This window comes from Nocardioides sp. YJ-D4 (assembly GCF_054031495.1).
The window spans coordinates 319,559-334,174 of the sequence record NZ_CM132932.1; the positions used below are offsets into that span (position 1 = coordinate 319,559).

13 protein-coding genes are annotated in these 14,616 nt (G+C 69.6%); 2 read left to right on the forward strand and 11 right to left on the reverse strand.

The window, feature by feature from the left end; translation table 11 throughout:
- Positions 1–74 precede the first annotated feature (74 nt).
- The 10 genes from ACW14X_RS01605 to ACW14X_RS01650 all read right to left on the reverse strand — a co-directional run bounded on the left by ACW14X_RS01605 (position 75) and on the right by ACW14X_RS01650 (position 9,808).
- Positions 75–842 (reverse strand): pseudouridine synthase, encoded by a 768-nt coding sequence (locus ACW14X_RS01605; protein WP_160023742.1) that lies wholly within the window; start codon positions 840–842, stop codon positions 75–77.
- On the reverse strand, positions 839–1,519 hold the full coding sequence (gene scpB, locus ACW14X_RS01610) for an SMC-Scp complex subunit ScpB (protein ID WP_457164473.1): 681 nt from the start codon (positions 1,517–1,519) through the stop codon (positions 839–841). The genes ACW14X_RS01605 and scpB overlap by 4 nt, the downstream gene beginning before the upstream one ends.
- Positions 1,512–2,417: a segregation and condensation protein A gene (locus ACW14X_RS01615; protein ID WP_457164474.1), complete on the reverse strand. Its 906-nt coding sequence runs from the start codon at positions 2,415–2,417 to the stop codon at positions 1,512–1,514. Before ACW14X_RS01615 ends, scpB begins: the two co-directional genes overlap by 8 nt.
- An 11-nt stretch (positions 2,418–2,428) precedes the next feature.
- Positions 2,429–2,797, reverse strand: coding sequence for a hypothetical protein (locus ACW14X_RS01620; protein WP_160023748.1), 369 nt, complete (start codon positions 2,795–2,797; stop codon positions 2,429–2,431).
- A complete protein-coding gene (locus ACW14X_RS01625) occupies positions 2,779–3,729 on the reverse strand; it encodes a ParA family protein (protein WP_457166034.1) in 951 nt (316 codons plus the stop codon). Before ACW14X_RS01625 ends, ACW14X_RS01620 begins: the two co-directional genes overlap by 19 nt.
- Before the next feature lie 303 nt (positions 3,730–4,032).
- The gene (locus tag ACW14X_RS01630; RefSeq protein WP_350839477.1) at positions 4,033–4,179 is read right to left on the reverse strand and encodes a hypothetical protein; all 147 of its coding nucleotides are present in this window, start codon (positions 4,177–4,179) and stop codon (positions 4,033–4,035) included.
- A 30-nt stretch (positions 4,180–4,209) separates the two neighbouring features.
- Positions 4,210–6,816 carry a DEAD/DEAH box helicase gene (locus tag ACW14X_RS01635; RefSeq protein ID WP_350839475.1) on the reverse strand — a complete coding sequence of 869 codons (2,607 nt, stop codon included), beginning with the start codon at positions 6,814–6,816 and terminating at the stop codon, positions 4,210–4,212.
- Complete coding sequence (gene xerD, locus ACW14X_RS01640) at positions 6,813–7,709, reverse strand: site-specific tyrosine recombinase XerD (protein ID WP_160023756.1); 897 nt, start codon at positions 7,707–7,709, stop codon at positions 6,813–6,815. Before xerD ends, ACW14X_RS01635 begins: the two co-directional genes overlap by 4 nt.
- A gap of 193 nt (positions 7,710–7,902) precedes the next feature.
- Complete coding sequence (ald, locus tag ACW14X_RS01645; RefSeq protein WP_457164475.1) at positions 7,903–9,018, reverse strand: alanine dehydrogenase; 1,116 nt, start codon at positions 9,016–9,018, stop codon at positions 7,903–7,905.
- A 148-nt stretch (positions 9,019–9,166) separates the two neighbouring features.
- Entirely contained in the window at positions 9,167–9,808 is a 642-nt protein-coding gene (locus ACW14X_RS01650) for an NUDIX domain-containing protein (RefSeq protein ID WP_457164476.1), read from the reverse strand.
- 22 nt (positions 9,809–9,830) lie between these two features.
- Between ACW14X_RS01650 and pepN the strand changes: the two genes are divergently transcribed.
- Both pepN and ACW14X_RS01660 read left to right on the forward strand, forming a co-directional pair.
- A complete protein-coding gene (gene pepN / locus ACW14X_RS01655) occupies positions 9,831–12,269 on the forward strand; it encodes an aminopeptidase N (protein ID WP_457164477.1) in 2,439 nt (812 codons plus the stop codon).
- Positions 12,270–12,357: 88 nt separating this feature from the next.
- Positions 12,358–12,831, forward strand: coding sequence for an SRPBCC family protein (locus tag ACW14X_RS01660; protein ID WP_160023762.1), 474 nt, complete (start codon positions 12,358–12,360; stop codon positions 12,829–12,831).
- A gap of 63 nt (positions 12,832–12,894) precedes the next feature.
- On the opposite strand, the gene ACW14X_RS01665 is transcribed toward ACW14X_RS01660, so the two are convergent.
- On the reverse strand, positions 12,895–14,607 hold the full coding sequence (locus ACW14X_RS01665) for a CTP synthase (protein WP_160023764.1): 1,713 nt from the start codon (positions 14,605–14,607) through the stop codon (positions 12,895–12,897).
- Positions 14,608–14,616 lie beyond the last annotated feature (9 nt).

Genomic DNA, 14,616 nt, shown 5'->3' on the forward strand with positions numbered 1-14,616 from the left:
GCTCATCGCGCGCTGCTGCATGCCGATCACCTTAACGGCTCGAGCCCCACGTACGCACCAGGGTTTCTGGGGCCTCAGAGCTCGGTGGTGTCGAGGAGCTCGCCGAGCTCCTCGCGGGACAGGTCGCGCATCTCACCGGGCTTCATGGTGCCGAGCCGGACCGGGCCGATCCGGGTGCGGGTCAGCCGCGTCACCGGGTGGCCGAGGTGGTCGAGGAGGCGGCGCACGATGCGGTTGCGGCCCTCGTGGATGACCAGCTCGATGATCGACTTGTCCTTGCGGGTCTCCATGATCCGGGCCTTGGTGACGGTCACCGGTCCGTCCTCGAGGGTGACACCGGCGAGGAGCCGCTTGCGTACGTTGGGGAAGATCTCGCCACTGACCTCGGCGACATAGGTCTTGTCGACCTCGTAGCTGGGATGGGCCAGCCGGTGGGCGAAGTCACCGTCGTTGGTGAGGATGATCAGGCCCTCGGTGTCGGTGTCGAGACGGCCGACGTGAAACAGACGCTCGGGGCGGTCGGCGACCAGGTCCGAGAGGTTGCGTCGGCCCTCGGGGTCGCTCATCGTCGAGACCACACCACGCGGCTTGTTGAGGGCCAGGTAGACCTTGCCGGAGATCGGCGGCAGCCGCTTGCCGTCGACGCGTACGACGTCCTTGCCGGGGTCGACCTTGGTGCCGAGGCGGGTGACCACCTCGCCGTTGACCTCGACGGAGCCGTTGAGCATCAGGATCTCGCTGCCGCGCCGCGACGCGATGCCGGCCAAGGCCAGCAGCTTCTGGAGCCGGATCAGGCCCTCGTCGTCCAGCGGCAGATCGTCTCGCTCAGGCAGGTCGCTCACGTCTTCGATTCTGCCGTATCCGCCGAGTCATCCCCATTTGCCGCGCTCTCTTCCGGTTGTGCCGCCAGCGCCTCCTGGCTGACCTGCTCGGTCAGCTCCTCCTCCATGTCGGCGAGGTCGGGCAGGTACGGAGCCAGCTCGGGGAGCTCGCCGAGGTCGGTGATGCCGATCCGCTCGAGGAAGTAGCCGGTGGTGCGGTAGAGGTTGGCGCCGGTCTCGTGGTCCTGGCCGGCCTCCTCGACGAGACCGCGGGTGAGCAGCGTACGCATCACGCCGTCGACGTTGACGCCGCGGATCGCGGAGACCCGAGCGCGCGAGACGGGCTGCTTGTAGGCGACCACGGCCAGCGTCTCCAGGGCCGCCTGGGTGAGCCGCGCCTGCTGACCCTCGAGCACGAAGCCCTCGACGACGGCGGCGTACTCCTCGCGGGTGTAGAACCGCCAGCCACCCGCGACGTTGCGCAGGTCGAAACCGCGGCCCTGCTCGGTGTATTCGGCCGCCAGAGCCTCCAGGGCCTCGATCACCGCGGCCGTCGGGTGGCCGACCGCGGAGGCCAGCGATGCCGCCGCCAACGGCTCGTCGGCGACCATCAGCACCGCCTCGAGCGCAGGCCGCAGGTCGGCGAACTCGATCGCCAGGGTCTCCTCGGTGGTCTCCCCCGCGGCAGCCTCAGTCATCGTCCTTCTCCCCGTCATCGGCGCCGCCCTCCGCGGGCGGCTGCCCCTCGAACTCGTCCTGGATCAGCTCATCGACATCGAGCGCCTCGTCGCCGGTCCAGCGTACGGTCAGCTCGCCCAGCGCGGTGACCTGGTCGAAGGCGACCGCGCCCTCGCGGAAGAGCTCCAGCAGCGAGAGGAACCGGGCCACCGTGGTCAGCGTGTCCGGCGAGTCGGCGCAGAGGCCACGGAAGGTGACCTGCCCGCCGGCGCGCAGCCGCTCGATGACCAGGGCCGCCTGCTCCTTGACCGACACCTTCGAGCCGTGGATGTGGGACAGCCCGATCTCGGGCGGCCCCGGCTTGGGTGCCATCGCGGCCGCGGCGAGCTGCGCGAACTGCTCCAGCCCGATCCCGATGAGCACCTCGGGCAGGAGCCCCGCATAGCGCGGCTCGAGCTGGACCGAGCGCGGGTGGCGCTTGGACTCCTTCGCGAGACGCTCGCCGAAGACGGCAGCGACCTGCTTGAACGCCTTGTACTGCAGCAGACGCGCGAAGAGCAGGTCGCGCGCCTCGAGCAGCGCGAGGTCCTCCTCGTCCTCGACGTCACCCTGCGGCAGCAGCCGGGCCGCCTTCAGGTCGAGCAGCGTGCTCGCGACCAGCAGGAAGTTGGAGGTCTGCTCCAGATCCCAGACACCCTTGCCCCCGCCCTCGGGCGACCTCTCGGCGGCGCCCTTCTTGACGTAGGCGATGAACTCGTCGGTCACCGTGGCCAGGGAGACCTCGGTGATGTCGAGCTTGTGCTTGGCGATCAGGCTGAGCAGCAGGTCGAAGGGGCCCTCGAAGTTGCCGAGGTGCACCTCGAAGCCCCCGGCGCCGCTCGACTCCTGCTCCTCGGCCCCCTCCGGGGCATCGGCCATCTGCGTGACCGTCACTCGGCGAGCCGGTGCACGAGGGCGCTGTCGTCCCCGTACTCCTCCAGGTCGGCCAGCACGATCGCGAGCGCCTCGCGCACCAGCCGCCCGCGGTCGACCGCGATGCTGTGCTTGGCCCGCAGGTTGAGCCGGGCGTGCTCGAGGTCTAGCAGCTCCTCGGAGGTGATGTAGACCGTCATCTTCTCGTCATGACGTACCCGCCCGCTGGACCGCTTCTTCGCAGCCGGTGTCTCCTCGGCCGGCTCGGGCACCGCGTGCACCGGACGGGCCTTCGCCTCGGCGGCGGGCCCCGCGGCGGCAGCGCCGTCGGACGTACGCCGGAACAGGTCGTCGGCAGCCGGAACCCTCACTCGCCGCGTTGCCATCGGGCCAGCACCTCCTTGGCGAGCATCCGGTAGGAGTCGGCGCCGGTGGAGCTGGATGCGTACTCGGTGATCGGCTCGCCGACCACGGTGGAGTCGGCGAACTTCACGGTACGGCGGATGACGCTGTGGAAGACGCGGTCGCCCCAGCCGTTGACCAGGGTCTCCATGACCTCGCGGCTGTGCATGGTGCGGCTGTCGTACATCGTGCCCAGTATTCCGTCGATCTTCAGACGCGGGTTGAGCCGCTCCTGAACCTTGTCGATGGTGTCCTTGAGCAGGGCGACACCGCGCAGCGCGAAGTACTCGCACTCCAGCGGCACGACCACGGAGTCGGAGGCGGTGAGCGCGTTGACGGTCAGCAGGCCCAGGCTCGGCTGACAGTCGATGAGGATCACGTCGTAGTTGGCGACGGCCGGCGCCAGCGCGCGGGCCAGGGTCTGCTCGCGGGCGACCTCCTGGACCAGCTGCACCTCGGCGGCGGAGAGGTCGATGTTGGCCGGCAGCAGGTCGACACCGTCGATGCCGGAGGGGACGACGACGTCCTCGAGCGTGATGTCACGCTCCATCAGCAGGTTGTAGACGGTCAGCTCGATCTCGTTGGGCTGGAGACCCAGACCGACCGAGAGCGACCCCTGCGGGTCGAAGTCGACCATCAGGACCTTGCGGCCGTGCTCGGCCAGCGCGGCACCCAGGTTGATGGTGGTCGTGGTCTTGCCGACGCCACCCTTCTGGTTGACCATCGCGACCGTGCGCGCGGGGCCGCCGGTGGCGGGACCGGGCTCGGGGAGGTTGGGCCAGGGACGACCGGTCGGGCCCATCTTGTTCTTGCCCGGGGAGTCGAAGGACCCCGCGTCGGGCTCAGGGGCGTTGGCGCGCAGCCGGGCCGAGGGCGGATAGGCCGGCGGCGGGGCCGCCGGCGTCTGCGGAGGCATCTGCGGCGCGGTCGCGCCACCTGCTCCGAAATAGCTGTCTTCCATTCCTCCACCCCCGGTTCAGTTGCCGCGGCCCTGGGACGATCACGGCTAGCGGGTCTATATGTCGACACGGCGACTCTAAGACCCGGATCTGCGCGACTGTAGGAGCCGCGCCGGGCGTGTCACAAGGCAAATCCGGGTGATTCTGCTACGCGGCCCGAATCTGTTGATGACCTGTGCACTTGGCGCACCGCCAGCCCCACAGGGAGGGCCTTCGATGTGGAGAAACCTGTGGATGGATCTCCGCTCGATCGGTCGAGCTCAGTGCGACCGACGGCGCTTCTGGAACTGGTCGTAGGCCTTGCCCGCAGCGTCCTTGATCTTCTTCTGGTTCTCGGGCTTGCGAGCCTCGTTGGCGATCTTGGCGATGGCCGCGACGACGACGGGGTTCTTCAGTAGCTTGCGCACGCCCCAACGCTAGCGGAACCGAGCAACCCGTCACAGCCGACGCATCGCCACCGTCGCCAGAACCAGCTCGCCGGCCTCGTCGCTCGCGTCCAGATCGGCGACAGCCTCGATCACCCAGTCGTGGTCGCCGGCCGGGTCGTCGAGGGTCTGGGTGACCCGCCAGACCCGGGTCGAGTCGTACGCCTCGTCCTCCTCGTCCACCCCCGCCGGCGCGCCGCGCTCGACGGTCCAGGTGAGCAGCTTGGGCGAGCGCGCGTCGGCGGAGATGCCCACGTCGTCGTGCTCGGCGAAGTAGGCCTCGAGGGCGTCGTCCCAGCGGGACCGGGTCATCACCACGTCGCGCGCGGGCTCGAGCCGGTCGGCGGCGGAGCGCTCCAGCGACATCAGCGTGTCGAGGTCGTCCCGCGAGACCGCGTCGACCCGGGCCCACATCGCATTGCGGACCATGATCTCGAACGCGCGGGTTTGCTGGGACAGCGACCGCGGTGGCGGCGGCGCCTCGTGGTGGGCCACGGCCGACGGGATGTGCTCGGGGTCGGAGAGCGCCTCCCACTCGTCGAGCAGCGAGGAGTCGGTCTGCCGGATGGTCTCCCCCAGCCACTCGACCAGGTCCTCGATCTCGGGACTCTTGTGGGTCTCGGGGAGAGTGTGCCGGAAGGTGCGGTAGGCGTCGGTCAGGTAGCGCAGCACCAGGCCCTCGGAGCGGGCGAGCTGGTAGCGGCGTACGACGTCGGTGAAGGTCATCCCCTGCTCGTACATCTCGCGCAGGATCGACTTGGGGTCGAGGGCGTCCTCGGGCAGCCACGGGTGGGTGCCGCGGTAGACCTCGAAGAGCGCCTCGAGCCGCTCGGCCATCGGCTTCGGCCAGGTGATCTCCTCGATGAGGGCCATCCGCTCGTCGTACTCGACGCCGTCGGCCTTCATGTTCTCGATCGCCTTGCCGCGGGCCTCGTGCTGCTGGGCGAAGAGGATCTGGCGCGGGGGCTCGAGAACGGACTCGATCACCGAGACGATCTCGAGGGTGTGCTCGGGTGACTCCGGATCGAGCGTGTCCAGCGCGGCGAGGGCGAAGTGGGCCAGCGGCTGGTTGAGGGCGAAGTCGGCGGGAAGGGCCTCGGTGAGGACGTAGCGACGCCCGTACGCATCGGGCTCGGCGAGCCTGGTCAGGACCCCGCTGTGGACCAGGGAGCGGGTCAGACGCAAGGCCCGGCGGGCGAGCTTGAGCTGGGTGCGCCGCTCCTCGTGGTTGTCCATGGTGATCCGGCGCATCACCTCGAAGGCGTCCTCGTCGCGGGCGACGACATTGAGGATCATCGAGTTGTCGACCTTCATCCGGCTCTGCAGCGGCTCGGGGGCGCCGTCGACGAGCTTGGTGAAGGTCGCCTCGGTCCACACGACCGTGCCCTCGGGCGGCTTCTTGAGCTGAGCCTTGGAGTTCTTCTTGCCGGCCTTGCGGCGCTCCTCGGACTTCGCCTTGGCCTTCTCGTTCTCGATGATGTGCTCAGGCGCCTGGACGACGACGTAGCCCTGGGTGTCGAAGCCCGCCCGGCCGGCCCTCCCGGCGATCTGGAGGAACTCCCTGGTGCGCAGGATGCGCTGGCGGCGGCCGTCGAACTTGGCCAGGCCGGTGAAGAGCACCGTGCGGATCGGGACGTTGATGCCGACGCCGAGGGTGTCGGTGCCGGCGATGACCTTGAGCAGCCCGGCCTGGGCGAGCTGCTCGACGAGCCTTCGGTATCTGGGGAGCATGCCGGCGTGGTGGACGCCGATGCCCTTGCGCAGCAGCTTGGAGAGGGTCTTGCCGAAGCCGGCTGCGAAGCGGACCGGCTCGAGCCGCTTGGCGATCTGGTCCTTCTCCTCGGTGGAGAGCTTCAGCCAGCCGGCATTGAGCAGGGAGGTGCCGTGGGTGACGGCGTCCTTCTGGGTGAAGTGGACGACGTAGACGGGAGCCTGGCCGGTGGTGACGAGCTCCTCGAGGGTCTCCTGGAGCGGCGTGAGGCGCCAGTCGAAGGTGAGCGGAACGGGTCGTTCCGCTTGGTCGACGAGGACGGTCTCGCGGCCGTTTCGCCTGGTCATGTCCTTGGCCAGGGCGCTGGTGTCGCCGAGCGTCGCGGAGAGCAGCAGGAACTGGGCCTGCGGCAGCTCGAGCAGCGGCACCTGCCACGCCCAGCCGCGGTCGGGCTCGCCGTAGTAGTGGAACTCGTCCATGATCACGAGCCCGACGTCGGCGTGCTTTCCTTCTCGCAGCGCCAGGTTGGCGAGCACCTCGGCGGTGCAGCAGATGATCGGGGCGTCGGCGTTGACGCTGGCGTCGCCGGTCAGCATGCCGACGTTCTCCGCGCCGAACGTCTCCACGAGATCGAAGAACTTCTCGCTGACCAGCGCCTTGATCGGCGCGGTGTAGAAGGAGACCTTGTCCTCGGCCAGCGCCGCCGCGTGCGCGCCCGCCGCGACCAGCGACTTCCCCGAGCCCGTCGGCGTCGCCAGGATGACGTTGTCGCCTGCCAGGAGGGACATGATCGCCTCGTCCTGGTGGGGGTAGAGGCTGCGGCCACTCCCCTCGGCCCATGCCACGACCGCCTCGTAGACGTCGTCAGGGCTCGCTCCGACCTTGGGGATCCAGCTGGTGTCGGTCACAGGGCCCTCGGGTGTGCGGTCGCGAAGACCTCTCGGAGATTGTCCACGGTGACAAGAGTGTAGATCTGCGTCGTGGTCACCGACGCATGGCCCAGCAGCTCCTGCACGACACGTACGTCGGCGCCGCCGTCCAGCAGGTGGGTGGCGAAGGAGTGACGCAGGGTGTGGGGCGAGACGTCCTTGTGGATCCCGGCGCGCTCGGCGGCGCGGGTCAGCACGGTCCAGGCCGACTGGCGGGAGAGGCGGCCGCCGCGGGCGTTGAGGAAGAGCGCACCTCCCGAGCGGGCGGCCGCGAGGTCGGGGCGGGCCCGGGTCAGGTAGGCCTCGACGGCCTCGATGGCGTAGGAGCCGACCGGGACGATCCGCTCCTTGCCGCCCTTGCCTCGCAGGAGTACGACATGGTCGACCCGGTCGAGATCGTCGACGTCGAGGCCGACCGCCTCGGAGATGCGGGCGCCGGTGCCGTAGAGCACTTCCAGGAGGGCCCGGTCACGCAGCGCGAGCGGCGTCCCGGGCGCGCCCGCCGCCTCCAGGATCGCCTCCACGTCTGCCAGTGGCAGCGCCTTGGGCAGCCGCTTCTCCGCGCGCGGCGGCTTCACGTGGCCGGCCGGGTTGGCCTCGACCAGCCCGTCGGCCACCGCGAACTTGTGGAACCCGCGCACCGCGACGACCGTCCGCGCCGCCGAGGTCGCGCTCAGCGCCGGGTGCTCCTCGCTGCCTTCGCGCAGGTGGGCCAGGAACCCCGACACCGTCGCCTCCGAGACCCCGGCGAGGTCGTCGACGCTCTGTTGGGCGAGGAACTCGGCGTACCTCCGCAGGTCGCGCCGGTAGGAGGACAGCGTGTTGGCCGCGAGGCCCCGCTCGACCGTCAGATGGTCGAGATACGTACGCATCGCGTGCTCCACCGCTGAAGCGGAGCCCGAGGCAATCGATGCGGCAGTCACGGGTCCATCCAACCAGGGGTGGCGGATCCGGTCGGGGAGGAATACCCGGTTAACCGGGTATTCCGGCACTTCTCAGGCATTGCATTGCCTGAGAAGTGCCGGAACTGCCTGTACGGCGTGACTGCTGTGACTCCTGAGGCGATCAGCCGAGCACGTCTGCGAGCGCGACGGAGTCGATCCCGACCGCCTCGCCGACGGGCCCGTAGGTGAGCTGGCCGGCGTGGGTGTTGAGGCCCTTGGCGAGCGCAGCGTCCTCACGCAGCGCCTGCTGCCAGCCCTTGTTGGCCAGGGCGACGGCGTACGGCATGGTCGCGTTGGTCAGGGCGTAGGTGGAGGTGTTGGGCACAGCGCCGGGCATGTTGGCCACGCAGTAGAAGGTCGAGTTGTGGACCTGGTAGGTCGGGTCCGCGTGGGTGGTGGCGTGGGAGTCCTCGAAGCAGCCGCCCTGGTCGATGGCGATGTCGACGAGCACCGAGCCGGGCTTCATCCGCGAGACCAGGTCGTTGCTGACCAGCTTCGGTGCGGCCGCGCCCGGGATCAGCACGGCGCCGATGACCAGGTCGGCTTGGAGCACCTGCTCCTCGAGCGCGAGCTTGTTCGACGCGAGCCCGTGGACCTGGTTGGAGTAGCGCCAGAACGACATCCGCAGCTTCTCCAGGTCGGTGTCGAGCAGCGTGACGTCCGCACCCATCCCCAGAGCGATGTTGGCAGCGTTCTGCCCGGAGACGCCGGCACCGATGATGACGACCTTGGCGTTGGCGACACCGCCGACACCACCCATCAGCGTGCCGCGGCCGCCCTGGGCCTTGAGCAGGTTGTAGGCCCCGACCTGGGGCGCCAGGCAGCCGGCGACCTCCGACATCGGGTAGAGCAGCGGCAGCGCCCGGTTGGGCAGCTCGACGGTCTCGTACGCGATCGCGGTAACCTTCTTGGCCAGCAGCTCCTGTGTCAGGGGCTTGTCGGCAGCCAGGTGGAGGTAGGTGAACAGGGTCAGGCCCTCGCGCAGCCGGTGGTACTCCTCCGCGACCGGCTCCTTGACCTTGAGCACCATGTCGGCGTTGCCCCAGGTCTCATCGGCATCGCCGAGGATCTTGGCGCCGACCGCGGCGTAGTCGCTGTCAGGGATCGAGGAGCCGACACCGGCACCTGCCTCGACGAAGACCTCGTGGCCGTTGGCCACCAGTTCGTGCACGCCCGAGGGGGTGATCGCCACCCGGTACTCGTGGTTCTTGACTTCCTTGGGTACGCCGATTCTCATTGCCCTGCCCTTCATGTGATGGCCCCTGAATGTGGTGGTCCGTGGGACTACGGGTCAGCCGGATGTGCGCCGCCTGACGCGGCATGTCTAACCCGGTGTGGCGCACGTCACCAAAATCACGTCGCTCGGTCCTGACCAGACCCCCTGATCAGACTCTGCCACGAGACTTGAGAGCCGCGTACGCAAGCACGGCCTGGACGACCGGCGAGTCGGTCGCCCGGCCATCCAGCACGGCCTCCAGAAGCTCCTCGAAGGGCACCCAGTGGACGCTCATCTCGGCCTCCTCGTGCTCGAGCTCGAAGCCGTCGCGGTCGCTGGCGGTGAGGCCGCGGGCGAGGAAGAAGTGGTGGATCTCCTCGGTGAGCCCCGGTGAGGCGTACGTCGAGAGCAGCGGCGTCCACTCCGCCGCCTCGTGGGCCACCTCCTCACGCAGCTCGCGCACCGCGACTTCGAGCGGGTCCTCGCCGGGATAGTCGATCAGGCCGGCCGGCAGCTCCACGAAGCGCCGCTTGGCGGGATGGCGGTACTGGGTGATGACCAGGGCCCGCTCCTCCTCGTCCAGCGCCAGCACGACCGCGGCACCCGGGTGCTCGACCACCAGGCGACGGAACGGCTCCTCGTCCTCGTGACCGGGGCGGTTGATCCGGTCGGCGCGCAGCGCGACCACCCAGCCGTCACGGTGGAGGTCCTCGCTCGAGGCGACCGGCCAGCTCTCCGGTGCGTCCCACTCGGTGAGCGGTCCCTGGTCCAGCGGCACGGGCGAGTCGGAAATTCGTGCGTCCGATGTCATGGCCCGAGGCTACCCTCGGCTCATGTCTGCCACCTCCCCCGCCGCCCCTGCCTCACTGACCCAGGAGGAGGCGGCCGCGCGGGCCGCCACGGTCACCGTCGAGCGCTACGACATCTCGCTCGACATGACCGGCCTGCTGGAGGGCGAGACGCTCTCCAGCGTCTCCACGATCACCTTCTCCGCCACCCCGGGCTCGAGCACGTTCGTCGACTGCGTGGCCGAGGTCAGCGCGGCCACGCTCAACGGCACGGAGCTCGACCTCGCCACGATCAGCGCCGGCCGGATCCCGCTGGAGGACCTCGCCGAGACCAACACCCTGGTCGTGACCGCCTCCCAGTCCGACACCGCCTCCTCCGAGGGCGTGCTGCGCACCGTCGACCCCTCCGACGGCAACGTCTACGTGTGGACCTCGTTCGAGCCCGACGACGCTCGTCGGCTGTGGGCCTGCTTCGACCAGCCCGACCTCAAGGCCGTGCACGGGTTCACCGTGAGCGCCCCCGAGCAGTGGACGGTGCTCTCCAACTCCGCGCCCGCGAGCATCTCGGACGCGGCAGCCGGCGCGCGGACCTGGGTCTTCGAGGACACTCCCCCGCTCTCGACGTACGTCGTGGTGGTCAACGCCGGACCGTTCGTCGAGGTCCGCGAGGAGCGCGGCGGCTACGACCTGGGCCTCTACGCCCGTCAGTCGCTACGCAGCCAGCTCGAGCGCGACCGGGAGGAGATCCTGCACGTCACCGAGCACGGGCTGGCCTGGTTCGGCACCAAGTTCGGGATGCCGTTCCCGCAGCGCCGCTACGACCAGATCTTCGTGCCCGACATGGGCGGCGCGATGGAGAACTGGGGCGCGGTCACCCACAGCGACGTGTTCCTCTTCCGCACCGCACCGACCCACGCCGACCGGACCGAGCGCACCAATGTGGTCCTCCACGAGATGGCGCACATGTGGTTCGGCGACCTGGTCACGATGCGCTGGTGGGACGACCTGTGGCTCAACGAGGCCTTCGCCTCGTGGGCGGCCGTGTGGGCCTCGGCCGCGCTTCCCGACCACGCCGACGTGTGGGCGTCGATCGCGCTGACCGAGAAGAAGGCGGGCTACGACATCGACGCGACGCCCGCCACCCACCCAATCCGGGGCGTGGTGCCCAGCGTCGACGTCGCGATGGCCAACTTCGACGCGATCACCTACATGAAGGGCCAGGCCGTGCTGCAGCAGCTGCACGCCTACATCGGCGAGGAGGCCTACCTCGCCGGGCTGCAGTCCTACTTCGCCGAGCACGCCTACGGCAACACCGTCCTCGACGACCTGATGGGCGCCTTCGGAGCGGCCGCGGGCAAGGACCTCTCCGCCTGGACCACCGCGTGGCTCGACCACGCCGGCACCGACGTGATCACCCTCGCCGACGGCAAGGTCTCGGTCACCAGCCCCGACGGCACCGTACGTCCCCACCGGCTCGACATCGCCTCCTACGACGACTCCGGCGCCCTGCTCGCCACCACTGCGGTCACCGTGGCGGGCGAGCCCGTCGCGGTCTCGCTCCCCGATGCCGCCGCGCACCTGGTCAACGCGACCGACGTGACCTTCGCGGCGGTGCGCTCGGACGAGGCCAGCGAAGCCTGGCTCGGCCAGAACGCCGGCCGGCTGCCCGATGCGGTGGCGCGGGCGGTCGCGGTCAACAGCGCCTGGACCGCCCTGTTCCGCGGCGAGATCGCCGGCCCCGAGGTCGTCTCGCGCGTCCTCTCGGTCCTCGAGACCGAGCGCAACCCGCAGGTCACCGGCGAGTTCCTGAGCATGGCCGTCACCGCTGCCGAGCTGTGGACGGCGCCCGAGCGGGTCGCCGAGCAGCGCGCGCTGGTCGCCGCAGCGGCCGCGGTGCTCGCCGAGGACCCGGCCAACCGCGACACCGCCCTGCGCGTGCTCGCCTCGCACGCCTCCACACCCGAGCAGCTCGCACTGGCCGAGCGCGGGGCCGCCGAGGACGTACAGGTGGCCTGGCGGCTGCTCGGCCGGCGCGCCGAGACGGGCGACTACGACGCCGAGGCGGTCGCAGCCCTGGAGGCACGCGACCCGGATCCCGAGTCGTGGGTCAGTGCCCTCGGCGTACGCACGGCGCAGCCGCTCGCGGAGGCCAAGGAGGAGGCCTGGCAGGTGAGCATGATCGAGCGCCGGCTGCCGCGCACCGACGGTGGGTACGCCCTGAGCTCGGCGTTCTGGCGCCCCGGCCAGGACGAGATCCTGGCGCCGTACGCGCAGCGCTATCTGGATGCCGTCGCCGACATCAGGGGTGGCGGCCTGCTCGCCTACGGACTCCAGCTCCGCTTCTACCCCGTCCAGGCCGGTGAGGACGTCGCCGCGGCCGCGCGCGCCGCCTGTGAGGGCGACACGCTGGTTCCGTTCGTCCGCCAGACGGTGATCCGCATGGCCGACGTGCACTCGCGGCAGGTCGCGGCTCGCGCGTTGTGACCGCGGCAGAATCCGGGCCGCCAGAACGTATGGCCCGCGAGGACGCCGGGTACCTCTCGTGTCGTACGCAATCGAGAGGAGACACGACATGAGCACCATCGAGAAGAGCGTCCAGGTCGCGGTCCCGGTCAGCACCGCGTACGACCAGTGGACCCAGTTCGAGTCGTTCCCCCAGTTCATGGAGGGCGTCGAGTCGGTCCAGCAGCTCGACGACAAGCATCTGCACTGGAAGGCTGAGATCGGTGGCGTGACCCGCGAGTGGGACGCCGAGATCGTCGACCAGGTTCCCGATGAGCGCATCACCTGGCGTGCCGTCGAGGGCGCCACGAACAAGGGCACCGTCTCGTTCACCCCGGACGCGATGGCGAAGTCGACCCAGGTGACGCTTCACCTGGAGTACGAGCCCGAGGGCGCGGTCGAGAAGACCGGTGACCTGCTCAAGATCGTCGACATGCGGGCCAAGGGCGACCTCGAGCGGTTCAAGGACTTCATCGAGAACCGCGGCACCGAGACGGGTGCGTGGCGCGGCGAGGTGAAGCCGTCCGGCGAGGTACGTCGCTGACACCCAGACGCAGAGCCCCTGGGCCCGGCACATGCCGGCCCCAGGGGCTCTGTCAGCTAGTGATCAGGCGTCGGCCGTCTCCGGCAGCTCGACCTCGCTGACCTCGCGGCGCAGGTTGGTCTCGTCGATCGGGAACCGCTGCTCCTTCTGCCGGTCGAGGGCCGCCTTCACCAGCCCGGCGAAGAGCGGGTGCGGGCGGGTCGGCCGCGAGCGGAGCTCGGGGTGAGCCTGGGTGGAGACGTAGTAGGGATGTACGTCGCGGGGCAGCTCGACGAACTCCACGAGCTGATTGTCGGGCGAGAGGCCGGAGAAGACCAGGCCGGCGTCCTCCAGCTGGTCGCGGTAGGCGTTGTTGACCTCGTAGCGGTGGCGGTGACGCTCCTCGATGGAGGTCTCGCCGTAGACCTCGGCCGCGATCGAGCCCTTCTTGAGCTCGGCGGGGTAGAGCCCCAGGCGCATGGTGCCACCGAGGTCGCCCGCGCCCTCGACGTACGCCTTCTGCTCCTCCATCGTGGCGATGACGGGCTCGGGGGTCTCGGCGTCGAACTCGGTGGAGTCGGCCTTCTCCAGGCCGAGCACGTTGCGGGCGTACTCGATGACCATGCACTGCAGGCCGAGGCACAGGCCGAGCGTGGGGATCTGGTGCGTGCGGGTGTAGGTCAGCGCGCCGAGCTTGCCCTCCAGGCCGCGGATGCCGAAGCCGCCGGGGACGCAGACCGCGTCGACGTCGTGGAGGTTCTTGGCGGCACCCTCGGGGGTCTCGCACTCGTCGGAGGGGATCCAGCGGATGTTGACCTTGGCCTCGTTGGCGAAACCGCCGGCGCGGAGCGCCTCGCCGACGCTCAGGTAGGCGTCGGGCAGGTCGATGTACTTGCCGACCAGGCCGATGGTCAGCTCTTCCTTGGGGTGGTGCACCCGGCGGAGCAGGTCCTCCCACAGCGCCCAGTCGACGTCGCGGAAGGGCAGATCGAGCTTGCGTACGACATAGGCGTCCAGACCCTCGCGGTGGAGCACCTTCGGGATGTCGTAGATGCTCGGGGCGTCGGCGGCGGTCACCACGGCGTCCTCGTCGACGTCGCACATCAGCGCGATCTTGCGCTTGATGCCCTCGGGCAGCTCGCGATCGGCGCGGCACACGATGGCGTCGGGCTGGATGCCGATCTGGCGCAGCGCCATCACCGAGTGCTGGGTCGGCTTCGTCTTGAGCTCCTTGGACGGGCCGATGTACGGCACCAGGGAGACGTGCACGAAGAAGACGTTGTCGCGGCCGAGGCGCTGGCGCACCTGGCGGGCCGCCTCGAGGAACGGCAGCGACTCGATGTCACCGACCGTGCCGCCGATCTCGGTGATCACCACGTCGATCTCGGGGCCGTGCATGGCCAGGACCCGCTCGGAGATCTCGTCGGTGATGTGCGGGATCACCTGGACGGTCTCGCCGAGGTAGTCGCCGCGGCGCTCCTTGGCGATCACGTTGGAGTAGACCTGCCCGGTGGTCACGTTGGCGTGGCCGACCAGGTCGGTGTCGAGGAACCGCTCGTAGTGGCCGATGTCGAGATCGGTCTCGGCGCCGTCGTTGGTCACGAAGACCTCACCGTGCTGGAACGGGTTCATGGTGCCGGGGTCCACGTTGAGGTACGGGTCCAGCTTCTGCATGGTCACGCTCAGGCCACGCGAACGGAGAAGACGGCCGAGGGACGATGCCGTCAGGCCCTTTCCCAATGAGGAGGCGACGCCCCCGGTGACAAAAATGTGCTTGGTCAAGCTCGCCGACTTCATGGGCCTCAA

Bases quoted from the DNA above. Each gene is read 5' to 3' on its own strand.
- scpB (WP_457164473.1), bottom strand. From the start codon at position 1,519: ATGACTGAGGCTGCCGCGGGGGAGACCACCGAGGAGACCCTGGCGATC.
- ACW14X_RS01615 (WP_457164474.1), bottom strand. From the start codon at position 2,417: ATGGCCGATGCCCCGGAGGGGGCCGAGGAGCAGGAGTCGAGCGGCGCC.
- ACW14X_RS01620 (WP_160023748.1), bottom strand. From the start codon at position 2,797: ATGGCAACGCGGCGAGTGAGGGTTCCGGCTGCCGACGACCTGTTCCGG.
- ACW14X_RS01625 (WP_457166034.1), bottom strand. From the start codon at position 3,729: ATGCCTCCGCAGACGCCGGCGGCCCCGCCGCCGGCCTATCCGCCCTCG.
- xerD (WP_160023756.1), bottom strand. From the start codon at position 7,709: ATGCGTACGTATCTCGACCATCTGACGGTCGAGCGGGGCCTCGCGGCC.
- ald (WP_457164475.1), bottom strand. From the start codon at position 9,018: ATGAGAATCGGCGTACCCAAGGAAGTCAAGAACCACGAGTACCGGGTG.
- ACW14X_RS01650 (WP_457164476.1), bottom strand. From the start codon at position 9,808: ATGACATCGGACGCACGAATTTCCGACTCGCCCGTGCCGCTGGACCAG.
- pepN (WP_457164477.1), top strand. From the start codon at position 9,831: ATGTCTGCCACCTCCCCCGCCGCCCCTGCCTCACTGACCCAGGAGGAG.
- ACW14X_RS01660 (WP_160023762.1), top strand. From the start codon at position 12,358: ATGAGCACCATCGAGAAGAGCGTCCAGGTCGCGGTCCCGGTCAGCACC.
- ACW14X_RS01665 (WP_160023764.1), bottom strand. From the start codon at position 14,607: ATGAAGTCGGCGAGCTTGACCAAGCACATTTTTGTCACCGGGGGCGTC.